This is a genomic window from Streptomyces sp. NPDC000880 (genome assembly GCF_053599675.1).
On record NZ_JBSFMS010000075.1, the window covers coordinates 1 to 18,396 of the forward strand.

At 70.9% G+C, this 18,396-nt stretch carries 14 protein-coding genes and 1 tRNA gene; 9 read left to right on the forward strand and 6 right to left on the reverse strand.

Annotated elements, in window-relative coordinates; genetic code table 11:
* Positions 1-148 precede the first annotated feature (148 nt).
* Together ACWDO5_RS22780 and ACWDO5_RS22785 are read right to left on the reverse strand one after the other, a co-directional pair.
* Complete coding sequence (locus tag ACWDO5_RS22780; protein WP_450532177.1) at positions 149-382, reverse strand: chaplin; 234 nt, start codon at positions 380-382, stop codon at positions 149-151.
* Positions 383-548: 166 nt separating this feature from the next.
* Entirely contained in the window at positions 549-1,874 is a 1,326-nt protein-coding gene (locus tag ACWDO5_RS22785) for a M20/M25/M40 family metallo-hydrolase (protein WP_450532178.1), read from the reverse strand.
* A 188-nt stretch (positions 1,875-2,062) separates the two neighbouring features.
* On the opposite strand from ACWDO5_RS22785, the gene ACWDO5_RS22790 reads away from it, so the two are divergent.
* A tRNA-Leu gene (locus ACWDO5_RS22790) sits at positions 2,063-2,147 on the forward strand.
* Here ACWDO5_RS22790 and ACWDO5_RS22795 read toward each other — a convergent pair.
* The 4 genes from ACWDO5_RS22795 to ACWDO5_RS22810 form a co-directional block, all read right to left on the reverse strand.
* The gene (locus ACWDO5_RS22795; RefSeq protein WP_450532179.1) at positions 2,129-3,892 is read right to left on the reverse strand and encodes a recombinase family protein; all 1,764 of its coding nucleotides are present in this window, start codon (positions 3,890-3,892) and stop codon (positions 2,129-2,131) included. The genes ACWDO5_RS22790 and ACWDO5_RS22795 overlap by 19 nt on opposite strands.
* A gap of 195 nt (positions 3,893-4,087) precedes the next feature.
* On the reverse strand, positions 4,088-5,521 hold the full coding sequence (locus ACWDO5_RS22800) for a DNA cytosine methyltransferase (RefSeq protein ID WP_450532180.1): 1,434 nt from the start codon (positions 5,519-5,521) through the stop codon (positions 4,088-4,090).
* A complete protein-coding gene (locus ACWDO5_RS22805) occupies positions 5,406-6,395 on the reverse strand; it encodes a TRM11 family SAM-dependent methyltransferase (protein ID WP_450532181.1) in 990 nt (329 codons plus the stop codon). The genes ACWDO5_RS22800 and ACWDO5_RS22805 overlap by 116 nt, the downstream gene beginning before the upstream one ends.
* Before the next feature lie 18 nt (positions 6,396-6,413).
* On the reverse strand, positions 6,414-7,076 hold the full coding sequence (locus ACWDO5_RS22810; RefSeq protein WP_450532182.1) for a hypothetical protein: 663 nt from the start codon (positions 7,074-7,076) through the stop codon (positions 6,414-6,416).
* A 473-nt stretch (positions 7,077-7,549) separates the two neighbouring features.
* Between ACWDO5_RS22810 and ACWDO5_RS22815 the strand changes: the two genes are divergently transcribed.
* The 8 genes from ACWDO5_RS22815 (at position 7,550) to ACWDO5_RS22850 (ending at position 18,241) form a co-directional block, all read left to right on the forward strand.
* Positions 7,550-8,371 (forward strand): hypothetical protein, encoded by an 822-nt coding sequence (locus ACWDO5_RS22815; RefSeq protein ID WP_450532183.1) that lies wholly within the window; start codon positions 7,550-7,552, stop codon positions 8,369-8,371.
* Between the two features lie 342 nt (positions 8,372-8,713).
* Positions 8,714-9,091, forward strand: a complete 378-nt coding sequence (locus ACWDO5_RS22820; protein ID WP_450532184.1) for a pilin — start codon at positions 8,714-8,716, stop codon at positions 9,089-9,091.
* Between the two features lie 302 nt (positions 9,092-9,393).
* Complete coding sequence (locus ACWDO5_RS22825; protein WP_450532185.1) at positions 9,394-11,049, forward strand: hypothetical protein; 1,656 nt, start codon at positions 9,394-9,396, stop codon at positions 11,047-11,049.
* 6 nt (positions 11,050-11,055) lie between these two features.
* Positions 11,056-12,006, forward strand: coding sequence for a PrgI family protein (locus ACWDO5_RS22830; protein WP_450532186.1), 951 nt, complete (start codon positions 11,056-11,058; stop codon positions 12,004-12,006).
* A complete protein-coding gene (locus ACWDO5_RS22835; protein ID WP_450532187.1) occupies positions 12,003-13,862 on the forward strand; it encodes a VirB4 family type IV secretion system protein in 1,860 nt (619 codons plus the stop codon). Before ACWDO5_RS22830 ends, ACWDO5_RS22835 begins: the two co-directional genes overlap by 4 nt.
* Complete coding sequence (locus ACWDO5_RS22840; RefSeq protein ID WP_450532188.1) at positions 13,850-16,264, forward strand: type IV secretory system conjugative DNA transfer family protein; 2,415 nt, start codon at positions 13,850-13,852, stop codon at positions 16,262-16,264. The genes ACWDO5_RS22835 and ACWDO5_RS22840 overlap by 13 nt, the downstream gene beginning before the upstream one ends.
* 58 nt (positions 16,265-16,322) lie before the next feature.
* The gene (locus tag ACWDO5_RS22845; RefSeq protein ID WP_450532189.1) at positions 16,323-17,309 is read left to right on the forward strand and encodes a replication-relaxation family protein; all 987 of its coding nucleotides are present in this window, start codon (positions 16,323-16,325) and stop codon (positions 17,307-17,309) included.
* Positions 17,306-18,241, forward strand: coding sequence for a C40 family peptidase (locus ACWDO5_RS22850; RefSeq protein WP_450532190.1), 936 nt, complete (start codon positions 17,306-17,308; stop codon positions 18,239-18,241). The genes ACWDO5_RS22845 and ACWDO5_RS22850 overlap by 4 nt, the downstream gene beginning before the upstream one ends.
* Positions 18,242-18,396: the final 155 nt, after the last annotated feature.

Genomic DNA, 18,396 nt, shown 5'->3' on the forward strand with positions numbered 1-18,396 from the left:
GCCCGCGCCGAGCTGGAGCAGCACCGGCTGGCCGGTGGCCTCGGCCGCCCGGCACAGGGCGGTCGTGGTCTCCAGGTTGTAGGTGGTAAACGCGCACTCCGGGACCGCCCGGGTTCAAACCCGAACCCTTACGGGCCGAGTCACAACATCACGAGTTCTCGCAGGTGTTGCCGAAGGTGGGGTTCAGCAGCCCGATCACGGAGACCGTGTTGCCACACGCGTTCACCGGCACGTGGATGGGCGCCTGGATGACGTTGCCGGAGAGCACGCCGGGGGAGTTCACAGCGGCACCCTGGGCACCAGCGTCGGCCATGGCGACACCCGCACCCGCGAGCACCAGACCACCAGTGGCAGCCGCAGCAGCGACGACCTTCTTGATCATTGTTCCTCCTTGTTGGCAATGCGGTCCCAGCCGCGGACCGCATCACCTGTAACGAGGAGGAGTGAGGAGGGCTACGAGGCCACGACCCCTTTCACTCTTTTCAGTCAATTACGCACACACTGACGATTATTGGAGTTTCGTCTGAGCACACTTCACCCGGTGCGGCTCAGCACCGGTCCAGGAATCGGTCAAGCACCCGTACACCGAACTTCAGCCCGTCGACCGGCACTCGCTCGTCCACCCCGTGGAACATTCCCGCGAAGTCCAGCTCCGGCGGCAGTTTGAGCGGCGCGAATCCGAAGCAGCGGATGCCCAGGTCGTCGAACGACTTGGCGTCGGTGCCGCCGGAGAGCATGTACGGGACTGCCCGGGCGATCGGGTCCTCCGCCTTGAGCGCGATCTGCATCGCGTCGACGAGGTCACCGTCGAAGCTGGTCTCCAGGGCCTTGTCGCCGTGTACGTCCTCCCGCTTGACCCGCGGGCCGAGCAGTCGGTCGAGGTCCGCCAGGAACTCGTCCTCGTACCCCGGCAGGAAACGCCCGTCGACGTGCGCGGTCGCCTGCCCCGGGATGACGTTCACCTTGTAGCCGGCGCCGAGCATGGTGGGGGCCGCGGAGTTGCGCAGGGTCGCGCCGATCATCTTCGCGATGCCCCCGAGCTTGGCGAGCGTGGCGTCCATGTCCTCCGGGTCGAGCGGCGTGCCGAGCGCGTCGGAGAGCTCATCCAGGAAGGACCGTACGGTCTTGGTCATCCTGACCGGCCACTTGTGGCGGCCGAGACGGCCGACGGCCTCGCAGAGCTCGGTGATGGCGTTGTCGTTGTTGATCATCGAGCCGTGCCCGGCGGTGCCGTCGACGGTGAGGCGCATCCAGTGCATGCCCTTCTGCGCCGTCTCGACGAGATAGAGCCGCAGGTTCTCGTTGACGGTGAAGGAGAAGCCGCCGACCTCGCCAATGGCCTCGGTGACGCCCTCGAAGAGATCCGGGTGCTTGTCGACCAGGTGCCGCGCCCCGTACGCACCGCCGGCCTCCTCGTCGGCGAGGAAGGCAAGCACGATGTCGCGAGGGGGCTTGCGGCCGCTGCGCAGCCTGTCCCGCACGACCGCGAGGGTCATCGCGTCCATGTCCTTCATATCGACGGCGCCGCGACCCCAGACGCAGCCGTCCGCGATCTCGCCGGAGAAGGGGTGGTGCGTCCAGTCGTCGGCGTTCGCCGGTACGACGTCGGTGTGCCCATGGATGAGCAGCGCGGGCCTGGACGGATCCTCGCCCTCGATCCGGGCGACGGTGGAGGCGCGTCCCTTGTGGGATTCGAAGATCTGCGGTTCGAGCCCGACCTCGGCGAGCTTCTCCGCGACGTACTCCGCGGCGGCCCGCTCCCCCGGGCCCGAGTGGTCGCCGTAGTTGCTCGTGTCGATCCGGATCAGCTCACGACAGAGGTCGACGACCTCGTCCTCGCCCGTCACGGTCCGCGCCGTGTTCGACTCGCTCACGCTGTTCCTCCCGCTGTCGTTGCTGGTGGTTCCTGCCCATCCTCCCGCGAGCGGGCCCCAGACCCCAAGGGCGGGCTCTGTCCGCCGTCACACGGCCGTCACAGGGACTGGGCCGTGATCGGGCACAGCCGAATGTTTGCTATGGTTTTCCACGTCGGAACGGCCCACAGCCGCGAGACAGACACCTGGTCCGGGTGGCGGAATGGCAGACGCGCTAGCTTGAGGTGCTAGTGCCCTTTATCGGGCGTGGGGGTTCAAGTCCCCCCTCGGACACCGACCGGTAGCCCACGGGTTGCCGCTGAGTGCTGGTTGAGGTTCATCTCAACCAGCACTTTTTGTTTCCCGGAGTCGTAGGTGAGGGCAAGCCCGAGCTGGCGATAGATCTCTGCCTTGTCCTTGGCTCCTGCCTGGCGGACGACGGCGGCCAGATCGCTGATCGAGCGTACGAGCCGGGCGATCTCGTCACGGGTCATGCGGGCGCCGGGGCCTTTGGTCGTGGTGCGCAGTTCGGCTTCGGCGCGGGCTTTGCGGGCCTGGGTCTCGGCGATCCATTGGGTGACAAGGGCGGGGTCGGCTCCGGCTTCCAGGGCGGCGCGATGGGTGGTGAGCTTGGCGTCGCAGTCGGCGATCACCGTTCGGGCGGCTGCGGCGGCCCGATTCTCATCGCCGGAAGGCGGTGCGTCACCGGCCATCAGGTCGATGGTGTCGTCGAGGCGGTGCGACAGGAACACCTTGCCCAGCCAGTCGTCGAGCGGCGGGAGAATCCACGTCTCGCGCAGGTAGACGTTGCGGGGGTGCTGGACGCGGTTGGCGAGGGCGTATTCCTCGGGGAAGCGGCACCGGTAGTACGCCTCGTCGTGTGCCCAGTGCCCCTGCATTTTGCGCCCGCACGCGGCGTGGGTGAGCGCGCCTCGCAGGACGTAGAGGTTCTGGGTTCGTTTGACGCCGTGGGCGGGGCCGGTGCGGGTGCGGGAGCCGAGGACGTCCTGGGCCTGGGCGAAGGTCTCGTCGTCGATGAGCGGGGTGTGCACGATGCGCTGGGAGACGATCCATTTGTCTTTGCTGTTCCAGCGCAGCGTGGTGGTGTAGCCGAGGGTGACGTCGTCAATGTCCAGCAGGCTTTCGTGCTTGTGCTGCCGGTTCCAGACCTGGCGGCCGGTGTAGCGGGGGTTGGCGAGGATCGCGCGGACGGCGCCCTTCGACCAGGCGGTTGTGTCGCGGTGCGAGTTGCGGGCCGGGTCGTGTGCGGAGGGGCTGGGGATTCCGTCGCGGGTCAGGCCTTCGGCGATGGTGAAGATCCCGAGCCCGCGCAGGTACGCGGTGAAGATCCGTACGACGACGGGAGCCGCCGTCGGGTCGGGTTCCAGGCCGTACAGACGTTTGCCGGTGGCGGCCTTGCCGGGGTTGGGGTGCGGGCCGAGGTCGACGAGCCGGTAGCCGTAGGGCGGGCGTCCGCCGAGGTAGCGGCCTTCGATGAGGGTCTGCGATGCCATGGCGGAATGCACGCGGATCTTGATGCGGTTGCGTTCGCCCTTCGACATGCCGCCAAAGACGGACATGATCAAGTCGTGTGCCTCGTTGTCCGGGTCGATGGCTCCGCCGACTTCCGGCACCCACAGCGGGACGCCGTAGTGGGTGAAGAGCGGGAAGGTATTGCCGAACTGCGTACCGTAGAAGGCACGTTGAGGTTCACCGATCACGACGGCGTCGAAGCCGCGCTGTGGCGCGGCCAGAGCCGCAAGGAGCTCTGCGGCTTGCGGCCGCCGCTTCCATGGCAAGGCACGGGTCTCGCCGATATCGAAGTATTCGGCGGCGACAACGCCCCCCGCCGGTTCGATAAGGGTGCGGGCTCGTCCGAGCTGCCACAGACGCGACGCCTCCGGGTCCTGCTGATCCTCGGTGGAGACCCGCCCGTAGAAGGCGAATCTCAGGCCGCGGCCGACGGTTGTCGGCAGCAATACGGGAGAGGTCTGGGTCCAAGCAAGCAGCCAGGACGGGAGGTCATCGTGGGGCGTCACCGGGGTGCTCTTCCTGCTGGTGGCCAATGGGGTCGTCCACGGATAGCTCAGCTCTGGGAAGAGGGCCAGTCCGTGCGAGATGACGCGTCACCATGCGAAGCAGGACCGCGGCCGTCACCGGAGTGAGCTCAGGGCCCTGCACGGGGAGGACAACCTCAAAGCCCACGGGTGCTTCCTCAGAGCGGCGACGGGGGCTCATGGGCTTGTTCCCAGGTGCTGGGCCCACGCGATCTTCTGACAACCGGGAGCGAGATCGCTGCCTCTGGGAAGCAGGGCCTGCAACGCCTGGGTGGCTTGCTGGGGGACCACGCTGTTGCCGAGCAGACGGAGTTCGGCGGCACGGGAGAGGCCCTCAACCTGGGTGACCCAGCCTTCGGGGAGGCCCATCATCCACTCCACGAATTCGGCCGAGAGCCTGCGCGTGCCAGGCTGGGTGGGACTGGGCGCGGCGCGTTGGGTCACGTGCTCCCATCGGCGGATGGCGGGCAGGTACTCGCCCCACCAGTGGGGAGGTGAGTAACGGCCGTTCGCAGGTTCATGCCGCCCTTGCGCTTCGGGGTCGTGCCCGCGCCGCCATTCCCGTCCGACGAGGTCGGGGTGGGCAGCAGGCGCTCGACATCCTCGGCCGAGGTGGGGCCGTGTCCCCCAGCCGTCCGTTTGTCGCCATGCTGTGGAGGGGCAGGGTGCCGTGCCGTGGCAGCCTCGGTCGGCGCGCTCGAAGCAGTGAGCGCTGCCGCGGTGGAGGCTAGGGTGAGGCTGCCGTTGCCGTGCTTCTGGTTCGGCGAGCCCTTGGCACCGTCGCTGGCTGTCGGGGTGGGCAGCAGATGCTCGATCTCGTCGGCCAGGGTGGGTCCGTGGCCACCGGCCTTGCGTTTGTCCGGGTGCTGGGAGCCGCCGTTGGTGCCGAGGTTCGCAGTCGGTGTCTTCAACAACGGCTCGTGTTGCGGGCATTGCGGGCCAGGCCGAGAGGAATACCCTCGCCCTACGGTGTGGGGCACCGACGTCAGAGGCTCGTACGCACGTCCAGCTCGCGTCGTACCCGAGGTCGGCCAGGTCTGCGAGTAGCACGCCCAGTGCCCGCAGACGGGGTTGATCGGGTGGGTCTCCCAGACACCGCGGGCAGGGTTCCATGCGGCGAAGTGCATGGGTCCCGGCTCGGGTGGACAGCAGGCCGCGGACATTCTCGATCACCACCAGACAGGGGTTGAGCGCTTCGATGGCGGTCACGATGTGATGCCACAGGCCGGAGCGGGTGCCGGGGGCGAGTCCGGTGCGGGGGCCGGCGACCGACAGATCCTGGCAGGGGAATCCGGCCGTGAGCACGCACACGGGCCGGACCTGGCGCCAGTCGATGGCTCGTACGTCGCCCAGGTTCGGCACTTGCCAGTGGCGAGCGAGTACCTGGGCGGCGCGTGGGTCGGTCTCGGCGTGCCAGGCGATGTGGCCGCCGAGAGCGGCCTGTACACCCAGGTCCAAGCCGCCCACGCCGGAACACAGTGATCCGATCCGCAGGTCAGCGGCGGCCATGGTTCCGTCCGGTGGTGCAGACGCGCGAGCGGCAGGCGGATGCGGATGGGGATGTGGATGCGCTGTCAGGCGTGCACGAGGTCCGGATCGCGCACCGGGCATGGCGTGTTCCGCTGTTGGGGCCGCTCGAACTCGCTTCGGGCCGGGTGAAGATCAGCACGTCCTCGTGCTGGACCACCGAGAGGGGGATGCCCTGGCGTCGGGCGTCGCGGACGTTCTTCATCTGGAAGAACGAAGGGCGGGCGATGAGCCGGCTGTCGCGGATGCCGGCGAGGAGGGCGACGCAGCGTTCGGTGGGGATGAGTCCGGCGGCTCTTCCGGAGGCGAGGACGGCGGACGGCAGGTCGATGAGTTCGCCGCGTTCGCGCCAGGGGCGGGTGGTGACGACGACCGTGCCGCCGGGGCGCAGCATCATGCGGCACTGGGTGAGGATCTCGGTGAAGGCGTCCAGGAGCCGGTCGGTAGAGACGTGGGCGAGGTTGGCGGGGTCGTGGCTGTAGCGGAAGTCCTTCTTGACGACGCCGCGTTCGCCGGTCTCCCTGCTGGAGCGGACCTGTCCGTGGACGCTGGGCCCGTAGGGCGGTGAGGTGACCACGAGATCCGCCGTGCCGTGGAGTGCGGCGGGGATGAGGTGGGTGAGTCGTCGGGCGTCACCGCAGTGCACGGCGCTGGAGCCGGTGCCGCCTTCGTGGGCGGCCAAGGCGGCGTTGAGGCGGGCGAGGTGGGCCCACTCCGGTTCGTACTCGATACCGAGGGCGCTGCGGCCGAGGTGGATGGCCTCGACGAGGGTGGTGCCGATGCCGCACATCGGGTCGAGGACCAGGTCGCCGGGGCGGGTGTAGGTGCGGATGGCGTGGGCGGCGATCTGCGGGAGCATCTTGGCGGGGTGGGCCGCTGAGCCGGGTACGTAGCGGCCCTTGCGCTGAGCGGGGGCGGAGGTGGAGGCGGTGTTCCACACCGAGGCGGAAGAGGGCACGGTGAACTCCTGTGGCATTCAGGTGTGGTTGATCGCGGACAGGGCGATCAGGTCGCAGTGCGTCACTCCGGGGCTGGCGTCGGCGGGCGGAGCGGGTACGAGCCGGTCTTCGACCGCGTGGGCGTGGGCGATGACGATGTGCTGCAGGTAGCGGAAGCCGGCGGTGCGCGCGCAGGCGATGAGTGAGCCGAGCGGGTCGGTGAGCACTCCAGCGTCCCGGCGCTGGCGGGTGGCGAGCAGGAGCAGCCCGTCGGTCGGGAGGAGTCGGTGGGCGCGGTGGAAGAAGCCGGGCCAGCCGTCCTCCATCGCCCCCGGCATCTCACTCCCGACGGCCGAAGGGACGTCGTCGGGGGCGGGGAGGGAGTCGGGGTGGAGTTCGGCGAGCAGCAGCGGTGCCCTGTCGGCCGTGCCGTCTGCGTCGGTGGCGTCGGCGTAGGGAGTGCAGGGGGTGCGGGTGTCCATGCCCGGCGCGGTGTCCCGGATGGAGATCTTGAGCAGGGATGCGGGCATCCGGCCGGGGCGGTGGGCGTACTCGGTGCGGATCTTCTCGATCGCCCAGTCGGGCAGCACGCCGCCGACGGCGGGTGCGGCGTCCGGCTGGTCAGGGGCGGGGAGCCAGATGGTGGTCGGCAGCGGGCGGGTAGGAGCGGTGTTTCGGCTGCGAGATGACGTGGTGGGCATTGGCGGGTGGGGCCCGGGAGCGGGGACCGGATCCGTCTGGTGCTGACGTGAAGCAATAGGGACGCGACCGGGCGGAATTGCCATCGCTCCCGAGGATGTTCGAACCATCTGCGCAGTAGGAGGCCGCGCGGGTCGCCCCTGGTCTCGGCGCCGGGCAGTTGGCCGTCTTTGCCCAGGTCAGCAGGACAGCGGTCCAGTGGCGAGCCACCTGCGAGCCACTGCCGGGCCACCCGCGCAGGCAGCGCGATGGGTCGGATGGCAGGGCGGAAAATTTCTTTGTGTTCGATGCCGGATGCCGCGGCTGTGGTAGCTGTGCTGGTCATCAGGGGCGGGCCTGCAGTGGGCCATCGCACACGCCGGACCAGGGGACTGGCCGTGGCGCGGCGCTGGCGCGAGGCCGGTCCGCCGGTGGCACGGCGGGGTGAAAGGGGTGGCGGCAGACGTTGTCCGCCACGCCCCGCAAGGAGCAGTGCATGCACCAGACCGCCCGTCCCGCCCACCGCCACGTTGCCCGTGTGCACCCCGCTGGCCGCTCGCCGCTGGGGGTGCTGGAGGAGACCTTCCTCGCGCTCGCGGCTGCGGCGGAGCCGCTCACGCTGCCCGCGTACCTGGTCTGCGAGGAGCCAGAGCAGCCCACGCTTCCCGTCGACCAGGTGCGTACTCGCCTCGCCCACCCCGCCACCTCGCCTGCACTGCGTCGGCAGACCTGGCGCGAGGTGATCCGCCGGGCCCAGCAGCTCGGCCAGCCGTGGGACACGGTGGCCGTCGCGATGACCGTTCCGGTGCTGCGCCGGATGCTGGCCCGCCTGGCGCGTCCCGCCCACGTGGAGCGCGCCGAGGTCGAGCAGGAAGCCCTGGCCGCTGTCGCCGTCGCGCTGCACGCGGTGGATGTGCATGTCGCCGACGCGGGCCGGGAGCTGTTCGCAGCGGCCGACCGGGCGGTACACCGCCTCGTGTACGCCGCCCGCCGCCAAGCCGTACGCGAGACCGGACCGATGGCGGCGCACCTGGGGCGGCGTACCCGTCCTGCGGCCGGGGCCTGGTGCCAGGACGTGGCTTCAGCGGCCGGAGAGGGTGGGGAGGGGGACGAGTACGCGGTGCTGGCCAGGGCGGTCGAGGCCCGCGTCGTGAACCTCGCCGAGGCGCAGTTGATCGCCCGCACGCGTCTGGAGGGTGAACCGATGCTGCTCCTGGCCGCCGAGCGGGGTGTGAGTGCGCGTCAGCTCTACCGCCACCGCGCCGCCGCCGAGCACCACCTGGCCGACCACCTGAAGGGCCAGCTGCGCGAGCAGTGAGGTGACCGGTACGGGGGCTTTCCGGCGGGAGATGTCAATTCCCCGGCCGTGAGTCTCTATTACCGGTAAGCAGCCGCCGCCGGATGCGGGCCACGTACCCGGCGGCGGCTGCCCGGCAAGGCCCAGCTCAAGTAGTGCTGCCGGGTGAGGTGAGCACCCCGTCTCGTGCTGACACCCGAGCCCCTGTTCCCGCCGCCGCCCGCTTAAGGAGGACGGCCCTGGGCCGAGGGATCCGTGTTCACCCTGCCCCGCACGGCACTACGCGACTCGTCGTGCCTCATTGTTTCCCGATTTCCGCTCATCTCTGCTGCCCTGCTGTGCCCCGTAGGAGGTGCGTCCGCCATGTTCGCAAGACTCTGCCGGCCGCGTCGGCCGCCGGTCTTCCGGGTGGGCTGGACGGTCCGGATCGGCTTCACCGTCGCCTGTACCGTCCTTGTGCTGCTGGCGGAGGCGGCGTACGCGTGGGCAGTCGCGGACATCCCTACCGTGATCACGAATCTGCGGAACTGGATCGTCGGCATGCTCGCCGGGCTCGCCACGCTGTTTCTCACCTTCGGTGGGCTGCGCTATCTGATGGCCGGGGGCGATCCGGGTGAAGTCGAGGCCGCCAAGCGGGCGTTGAAGGCCGCGGCCATCGGCTACGGGCTGGCGATCCTCGCCCCGGTGATCGTGACCGTGCTGCAGGGCATCGTCGGCACGGGCGGCGGGGGCGGGCAATGACCGGCGCCCGGCGTCTCGTCCGCGCCCTGCCCCTGCTGTTCGTCCTGGCCCTCGTGCTGTTGCCGCTGTCCGCCCACTCCGCCGCCGGGCACATCACGCACGCGGCGGCCAAGTCACCAGCAGCCCCGGAGCCGCCCCGGCCCGAGCCAGGCCCCGCCGTCCCCTCCCCGGATCCCGGGCCGGCGCCGAGACCCGAACCCACACCAGGGCCAACCCCCGCACCGGGTAGCCCCACGCCCGAACCAGAGCGGCCCTCACTACCGGAGCCGACGCCGGGGCCGACGCCCCAGGCGTGCGAGGCCATGGGTACCGAGTGCGACAAGGCCACGGGCTGGGGCTTCTTCGACATCCCCGGCATGATCGTGAACGCGATCACTTCGTTCCTGGGCATGCTGGTCGAGCAGATCATGAAGCCGGTCCGCGAGTTCCTCGCCGACACCCTGCTGGCGACCCCCGACGTCACCAAGCACGCCGACATCAAACGGTTGTGGACCGCCATGCTGGGGATCACGGCCGGCATCTATGTGCTGTTCGTGACCGCGGGCGGCATCACGGTCATGGGCTACGAGACCGTCCAGACCCGCTACGCCCTCAAACAGATCGCCCCGCGCCTGCTGGTGGGGATGGTCGCGGCGGCCACCTCCTTGACCGTGATGGGCAAAGCGATCGGCCTGTCCAATGCCCTCGCTCACGCGATCATGGCCACCGACATGTCGGACGCCGGGCAGGGCATGGTCGAACGCGTCCTGCCCTTCGCCCTGTTCGGCACCTCGGGTCTGACCCTCTACCTGCTGATCCTGGCGATCGTGATGATCGTGCTGGTGCTCGCGGTGCTGATCGGCTTCCTGGTGCGCGTCGCGGTGATGGCGCTGCTGGCCGTGGCCGCGCCGCTCGCCCTGGCGTGTCACGGCCATCCGCTGACCGATCCGGTCGCCCGGCTGTGGTGGCGGGGCCTGGCCGGCTGTCTGGTCATCCAGATCGCGCAGTCGATGACGTTCATCCTTGCCCTGAAGCTGTTCTTCGCTCCCGGGGCCACCACCCTGGGCATTCCCAAGTCCGACCAGCTGGGCACGATGCTCGCCGGGCTGGCCCTGTTCTGGGTGCTGTTCAAGATTCCCGGCTGGGCCCTGCAGGTCGTCCTGCGCGGTACTCCCATCCAGAACCCGCACGCGCCCACCGGGGTGCGGATGCTCAGGCACCTGGCGATGTACCGGCTCATGGACCACTACCTCCCCGGCATGCGTCAGCTGCGGCGCAGACCCGGAGGCGGTGGCGGAGGAGCCGGGGTCGGCCTGGGCCGTGGCGGACCAGGAGGCGGGGGCGGCCGTCCGGGAGGTGGTGGAAGAGGAGGAGGTCGGCCCCCTGGGCCCGGTCCTGGGCGCGGTGGGGGTGTGCGGGGCCGGAGCCGGGCGCTGCTCGCCCGCGGCCGTGCTGCCCTGGGCCGTCCCGGTGCCCGCCCGGGGCCCGGCGGCCGGCCCGCACCTGGTGCCCCGGCGACACGAGGCGCGCGCCGAGCGGGCGCACATGGCCGCGCAAACCCGGCGCCCGCCGCAGCCGGTGTTCCTGGCGCCATGCCCGGGACGCCCGGCGGCCAGGCTCCCCGGCGCCGCGGCGCGGGTGCTGCTCCCCTCGTCCGTGCACCGAGAGGTCCCCGTGCTGTGGTCCATCCCGCCCGGGCCCGCCGGATAAGGCAACTGGCCCTCCCCATCGCTGGCCAGCGCGTCCCGGCTCGACCGCCGAGGCCCACTCAGATGTGGCTGCCGATCCGTGCCGAGCGCGTCCCCGCCCCGCCACAAGCGGCCCGCGCACAGCCCACCACACCGCCGCTGACCCGCCCGGCCCTGGCCCCGATGCCGCGCGCACGCCAGCTGGCCCTGCCCATTCCCGCCACACGTGTACGCGTGCGCCCGCCACGCCCCATGCAGCTGCGGCTGCCCCTGGAACGGCCCCGGAGGTAACCCCGCATGAACCAGTCCGATGAGGCGGCAGACGCCCCGTATGCCACCCGCATTCCCGCCGACATCTCACGCCCCGACCGCCTCCTGGGCCCCCTCACGGCTCGGCAGACCGCCATCCTCACCGTCGCGGCGCTCGTGCTGTACGGCGGCTGGTGGGCGACGCGCTCCTTCATGGCACCGCTCGCGTACGCGATGTTGGTGATCCCTGTCGCCGGGGCGGTGGCCGCGCTCGCGCTCGGCCAGCGGGAGGGCATTGGCCTGGACCGTTTCCTGCTCGCTGCCCTCGCTCATGCCCGCACGCCCAAACGCCGGGTGCACGCCCCCGAAGGGGTTGTGCCGCTGCCCACCGTCGTCCCCGACCACTGGGCCAGGGCCGCAGGGCCGCCTCCGGCCGCGATGCGCATGCCGTATGACGGCATCACCGCTGGCGGGGTGCTCGATCTGGGCGGTGAGGGCAAGGCGGCCGTGGCGACGTGCTCCACGGTCAACTTCGAGCTGCGCTCGGTGGCCGAACAACAGGGTCTGACGGCGGCGTTCGCGCGTTGGCTCAACTCCCTGACCGGCCCCACCCAGTTGCTGGTGCGCTGTCACCGCATCGACCTCGCCCCGCTCGCCGACACCCTGCAGCACGACGCCGCCGCGCTGCCACACCCCGCTTTGGAGCGGGCTGCCCGCGCGCACGCCGAGTTCCTCGCCGACCTCGCCACCAGCGGCAACCTGCTCGGCCGGCAGGTCGTGCTGGTCGCCCGCGAAGACGCCGCAGCGCACGGCATGAGGCGGAACGCGGGTGAGGGGCGGGTGCTCCAACGCCTTGACGAGGCTGCCCGCGCGCTCGCCGCCGCCGAGATCACCGTCATCCCCCTTGACGTCGAGCAGAGCGCCGACCTGGTGAGCGCGGCCTGCAACCCCGACGTCCCCGCATCTCCCTACGACGGGCCGGAAGGTGACCTCGCATGAACCGACTCCTCTTCGGCCGCCACCGCACCGCTGCGCACGAGCCGGTCATCGACAGCGCCCTGTTGCTGGATGCGGCCGGCCCCGAGGCCATCGAGGTGCATGCCCGCGCTCTGGCCGTCGGCGCGCACCTGACCACGACGCTGGTGGTCACCGGCTACCCGGCTGAGGTCACTTCCGGCTGGCTCGCACCGCTGCTGAGCTTCCCCGGCCACCTCGACATCGCCCTGCACATCGAACCCGTTCCCAACCCGGTGGCCGCCGCCGGTCTGAAGAAGCAGCGCGCCCGCCTGGAATCCGGCCGCCGCACCGGCTTCGACAAAGGACATCTGGACGACCCGGAGGTGGAGGCCGCCGCCGCAGACGCCGCCGAACTCGCCTACCGCATCGCCCGCGGCGAGGGAAAGCTCTTCCACGTCGCCCTGTACCTGACCGTGCACGCCCCGGACGAGGACACCCTGGCCGAACAGGCCGCCGCCGTCCGCGCGATCGCCGAGTCACTGCTCATGACGGTTGCCCCGACCACCTACCGGGCCCTGCCGGGCTGGCTGGCCACCCTCCCTCTCGGCATCGACACGCTCAAGATCCGCCGCACCTTCGACACCGCCGCGCTCGCCGCCTGCTTCCCCTTCACCAGTCCCGACCTGCCGGTTCCCACCGGCGAGGACGGCATGGCTTCGGGAGTGCTGTACGGGCTGAACGCGGTCTCCGGGGCCCCGGTGCTGTGGAACCGCTTCGCGCAGGACAACTACAACTCCATCACCCTGGCCCGTTCCGGTGCCGGCAAGTCCTACCTCGCCAAACTCGAGCTGCTGCGGTTGCTGTTCACCGGCATCACGGCTTCCGTCATTGACCCCGAGGACGAGTACGTCCGGCTCGCCGAGACCGTCGGCGGACAGGTGGTCGCACTGGGTGCCGAGGGGGTGCGCCTCAACCCCTTCGACCTCCCGACCGCTGCCGCTGAGGGCGAAGACGCGCTGACCCGGCGGGTGCTGTTCCTGCACACCTTCCTCGCCGTGCTGTTCGGCAGCGACTTCACCGCAGCGGAGAAGGCCGTACTGGACCGGGCGATCCTGGCCACCTACGACCGCGCGGGGATCACCTCGGACGCACGCACCTGGACACGTACCCCGCCTCAGCTCGCCGACCTCACTGCCGTCCTGACCGATGACGGCAGCCAGACGGCCGCAGATCTCGCCGACCGGCTCGTCCCCTACACCACCGGGTCACACGCGAGGCTGTTCAACGGCCCCAGCACCGCCGCCACCGCCGGGCACCTGGTGGTCTTCGCGCTCCGCCAGCTCCCAGAAGAGGTCAAGGCCCCGGCGATGCTGCTGGCCCTGGAGGCGATCTGGCGGCAGGTCACCTCCCGTCCCAGTGCCGGCCGCCATCTGGTGGTGGTGGACGAGGCGTGGCTGCTGATGCGCGACGGGGCCGGCGCCCGGTTCCTGTTCCGCATGGCCAAGGCCGCCCGCAAGTACTGGACCGGCCTGGCCGTGGTCACCCAGGACGCCGACGACGTACTCACCTCCCCGCTGGGCCGGGCCATCGTGTCCAACGCGGCCACTCAGATCCTGCTGCGCCAGGCCCCGCAGGCCATCGACACGATCAGCGAGAACTTCCACCTCTGCCACGGGGAACGGGAGTTCCTGCTCTCGGCCTCCCGCGGCGAGGCCCTGCTGCTGACCGGCGACCGTCGCCACAAGGTCGCCCTGATCAGCATCGCGGCACCCGGCGAACACGAAGTGATCACAACAGACCCGGGCGAACTCGCGGTCCAGCACGCCGACGACGCACTCCGCGACGCCGATGGCACCTACATCGATGAAGCTGTCGGTGATGAGGGGTGGGGGCTGTGACGGCGTACGAACTGCTCGCCACCGCCCAGCCGCACGGATGGCTGGTGGACTTCCTCACCCACCCGCAGTCTCCCGGGGCCGCCGCGATCCGCACCGCCTCCGACTGGTGTGCGGTGTCCGCGCCCATCCTGATCCCCGCCGTCCTCGCCTCCACAGCATGTGGATACACCGCCCGACGCCGTCTGCTGCGCTCGCAGCAGCAACGCCTCGCCGACGGCGCCCGATGTGTGGAGATCCTCTCTCCGCCCCACGTCGCCCCCAGGGGCGGTGAAGTCCTGTGGGCCCAGCTCTCGGGTCTCCTGCGTCCGTGGTGGCGCCGCATCACCACCGGCCAGCCGCACCTCGCCTTCGAATACACCTGGTCCCACACCGGAGGGCACATCCGCCTGTGGGTCCCCGGCACGGTGCCGCTGGGCCTGGTGCGCCGCGCGGTGGAAGCCGCCTGGCCGGGCGCCCACACCCGCGTCACCGAACCCACGTCCCTCCTTCCAGACGGGCACACCGTCACCGCCGGACGACTGCGACCGGCCCGCCCCGACGTCCTGCCCCTGCGCACCGACCACCCCGCAGACCCGCTGCGCGCCCTGCTCCAGGCCGCCACCGGCATGGGAGAGGACGAGTCCGCGTGCGTGCAGATCCTGGCCCGCCCCGCCACCGGCGGCGCGCTGCGCCGGGCCCGCCACCAGGCCCGTCGGCTGAAGGCCGGACACACTTCCGCTCGGCTGCCTGCCCTGGCCGCCCTCCTCCTACACCGCGCCCAGCCCGCCGCCACCGGCAAACAGGATCCCGAACACGGCGCCGCCGTACGGCAGTCCGCGACCAAGCTCTCCGGCCCGCAATGGCAGTGCGCCCTCACCTACGCCGCCACCTGCACCCCGAAACAAGAGCGGGCCCAGGACGTGGCACGCGGCCGGGCTCACGCGCTGGCTTCCGCCTTCGGCCTCTACGCCGACCGCAACTACCTCGCCCGCGCCCGCCGCGCCCGCCCCGAACCACATCTGAGCGCCAGGCAGTTCCCGCTCTCACGCCCCGCCCTGCTGTCGGTACCGGAACTCGCCGCCCTCGCCCACCTCCCCCTCGACGCGGACGCACCGGGCGTGCAGCGGGCCGGGGCCCGCTCCGTCCTGCCGCCCCCACAGATCCCCGAACCAGCGCCCGGCAATGGCGTCAAACCGTTGGGCCGCTCCGATGCGGGCGCCCGCCGCGGCGTCGGCCTCGCGGTCCCCGACGCACGCCACCACCTTCACGTCATGGGCGCAACCGGCTCCGGCAAGTCCACCCTCATCGCGAACCTCGCCCTCGACGATGTACGAAACCACCGCGGTGTCATCGTCATCGACCCCAAGGGCGACCTCGTCACCGACCTCCTCGACCGCCTCCCGGACACCTGCGCCGGCCGCCTGGTCCTCATCGACCCCGACGACGCGCACACCCCACCGTGCCTGAACGTGCTGGACGGTACGGACATCGACGTCGTCGTCGACAACATCACCGGCATCTTCCGCCGCATCTTCACCGCCTTCGGGGGGCCGCGCACCGACGACGTGATGCGCGCCGCCTGCCTGACCCTCCTCAAACACCGCGACCGCACCCACCAGCTCGTCACCCTCGCCGACGTCCCCCGCCTGCTCGGCGAGAGCGCCTACCGGTTGCGCATCATCCCCGCCCTCAAGGACCCGGTGCTGCGCGGCTTCTGGGCCTGGTACGAGTCGATGTCCGAGCCCTCCCGCGCGGCCGTGGTCGGCCCGGTGATGAACAAGCTGCGCGCCTTTCTGCTGCGCGACTTCGCCCGACGAGCGATCGCCGCCGGCCCCTCCACCTTCGACCTCACCCAAGTGCTCGACGGGGGCATCCTGCTCGCCCGCCTGCCCAAGGGGGCGCTCGGTGAAGAGACCGCCCGGCTGCTCGGCTCCTTCATCGTCGCCGGGACCTGGCAGGCCGCCGCCGCTCGCGCCCGCATGCCCGAACACCGCAGGATCGACGCCACGTTGAGCATCGACGAGGCGCACAACTTCCTCACTCTTCCGTACCCGCTGGAGGACATGCTCGCCGAGGCGCGCGGCTACCGCCTGTCCATGCTGCTGGCCCATCAGCACCTCGCGCAGCTCCCGCGCGACCTGCGCGAGGGGATCTCCGCGAACGCCCGGAACAAGGTCTTCTTCAACGCTTCCCCGGAAGACGCCAGTTCGCTGGAGCGCCACACCCTGCCGACGCTGGCCTCACACGACCTCGCTCACCTCGGCCCGTTCCAGGCCGCCGCCCACCTGCTGAACAGTGGCGCGGAATCGGCCGCCTTCACCCTCACCACTCGCCCCCTGCCGCCCGTCGCGCCCGGCCGGGCCAAGGACCTGCGCATGGCGGCCGCCTCCCGTACCGGCCTTCGCCCGGCCACCCGGCCCTGAACACACCCCCAGCCGCCCCGCCCGTAGCTCCTCCGCCCGCACCCGGTGGTGACCCGTCATGCCCGCACTCCCGCGCCCGGCCTTCGGCCCCGGCTCGCGCTACACCGCTCGCGCCGCCACCACACGCCCCCGCCCCGCACGGCACGCGGAGGTGGCCACGCTCGCCCGCCGCCTCACCAGCCGCGACATGTGGCTTGCGCGGATGCTGTACGAGCACCAGTTCTTGACCACCCATCAGATTGCGCGGCTCGCCTACACCTCGCTCCGCTCCGCGCAGCGCCGCCTGCGCACCCTGCACGAGCACGCCGTCCTCGATTCCTTCCGCCCGCTGACCGCATCGGGCTCGGCCCCCGAGCACTACACGCTGGGCCCCGCCGGAGCCGCCCTGCTTGCCGCCCACGCTGGGCTCGACCTCGCAGCCCTCGGGTGGCGCCCCACCCACGTCGGCCGCATCGCCTACTCCCCGTCCCTCGGCCACGACCTGGGCGTCAACGAGCTACTCACCCAACTCGCCGCCCACACCCGGACCACCCCCGAGACCGGGCTACCGCTCTGGCTCTCCGAGCGCTCCGCGGCACGCCGATGGGGCGACATCATCCGCCCCGATGCCTACGCCCACTGGTCCCACGGCGGCTACCTGCTGCCGTTCTTCCTCGAATACGACACCGGCAGCCAGCCACTGGCCCGCGTCGAGGCCAAACTCGTCGGCTACGCCGCCTTCACCACCACCGCCACCAGCACCCGCCCGGCCCTGCTCATCCACACCCGCACCCAGTCCCGCGACCAGGCCCTGCGCCACCGCCTCTCCAGCGCCGCAGGCGAGTTGGGCCTGAACGTGGCGACCTCGTCTGCGGACTTCACCACCACCGACCCGTGGGGCCCCTGGTGGGCACCCCTCCAGTCCGCCTCCCGTCGGACCACCCTCACCCACCTCGCCGCCCACTGGTCTGGCCTCACCCCGGCCGCCGGGCTGGACCCGACCGACGCCGACACCCCCCTCACCCTCCCCGTGCCCCCGCTGCCGCCCGCAGGAAGCGGATCATGAGCTCGCTGCTCACCAAGACGGTCACCGGCATCGGCTGCACGGTCCTTGCCCTGCCGCTCCTCGCCGCGCTCACCATCGCCGCCCTGATCGGCAGCCTGCTGCCTGGCAGCAGCGTGTCGGCCACCCCGAGCAAGCACGCCCTCGCCGACATCCCGCCGTACATGCTCGCCCTTTACCAGCGCGCGGCCCCCGAATGCCCGGGCCTGTCCTGGACCATCCCCGCCGCGATCGGCAAAGTCGAGACCGACCACGCACGTCACCCCACCATGGTGTCTTCGGCAGGCGCTGTGGGACCGATGCAATTCTTGCCCTCTACCTTCAAGGCGTACGACTACCCGGTGCCACCCGGCGGAAAGCAGCCCCCGACGCCGTGGGATCCGGTCGACGCGGTCTACGCCGCCGTAAGACTCCTGTGCGCGAACGGCGCGAAGAACGGCAAGAACCTACGCTCCGCGATCTTCGCGTATAACCCTGACAACAGGTACGTCGACAAGGTCCTCAAGGTCGCGGACACGTACGCGGCCGCCGCACCCGCACCCACCGGTGCTGCCGCCACAGCGGTTGCCTTCGCCCGCTCCCAGCTCGGCACCCCGTACGTGTGGGGCGGCGACGGACCGTCCGACGGCGGCTTCGACTGCTCCGGACTCACCCAGGCCGCCTACCGCGCCGCCGGCATCAGCATCCCCCGCGTCGCCCAGGCCCAGTACGACGCCGGCCCCCGCCTTCCGAAGGGTGCCCAATTGATGTCGGGTGACCTGCTGTTCTTCGGCACCAGCCCCGGCGGCATCACTCACGTCGCGCTCTACACCGGAGATGGCCAGGCCATCGACGCTCCGCACCCGGGAGCAGTCGTCCGCCAGGGCCCCGCCCACACCAACTCCCCGTCTTTCCAGGGCGCGACGAGGCCCGCGGCGCGAGGAGGGGCCCAGTGAAGCAGATCGCCGCCCGCGAGGCCATCGGCCTGCTCAAGTCCATGACCTGGGTGCTGTGCGCGGTCGGGATCCTCGCCCTGGTCTTCACCACGGTCAATGTCACCCGATTCGCCACCAGTCGCGATGTTCCCCTGCCCATCGCGGTTCTCCTCGAC

Coding starts and splice junctions, on each gene's coding strand:
- ACWDO5_RS22815 (WP_450532183.1), top strand. CDS start 7,550: ATGCACCAGACCGCCCGTCCCGCCCACCGCCACGTTGCCCGTGTGCAC.
- ACWDO5_RS22800 (WP_450532180.1), bottom strand. CDS start 5,521: ATGCCCGGTGCGCGATCCGGACCTCGTGCACGCCTGACAGCGCATCCA.
- ACWDO5_RS22850 (WP_450532190.1), top strand. CDS start 17,306: ATGAGCTCGCTGCTCACCAAGACGGTCACCGGCATCGGCTGCACGGTC.
- ACWDO5_RS22825 (WP_450532185.1), top strand. CDS start 9,394: ATGGGTACCGAGTGCGACAAGGCCACGGGCTGGGGCTTCTTCGACATC.
- ACWDO5_RS22845 (WP_450532189.1), top strand. CDS start 16,323: ATGCCCGCACTCCCGCGCCCGGCCTTCGGCCCCGGCTCGCGCTACACC.
- ACWDO5_RS22830 (WP_450532186.1), top strand. CDS start 11,056: ATGAACCAGTCCGATGAGGCGGCAGACGCCCCGTATGCCACCCGCATT.
- ACWDO5_RS22820 (WP_450532184.1), top strand. CDS start 8,714: ATGTTCGCAAGACTCTGCCGGCCGCGTCGGCCGCCGGTCTTCCGGGTG.
- ACWDO5_RS22780 (WP_450532177.1), bottom strand. CDS start 382: ATGATCAAGAAGGTCGTCGCTGCTGCGGCTGCCACTGGTGGTCTGGTG.
- ACWDO5_RS22835 (WP_450532187.1), top strand. CDS start 12,003: ATGAACCGACTCCTCTTCGGCCGCCACCGCACCGCTGCGCACGAGCCG.
- ACWDO5_RS22810 (WP_450532182.1), bottom strand. CDS start 7,076: ATGCCCACCACGTCATCTCGCAGCCGAAACACCGCTCCTACCCGCCCG.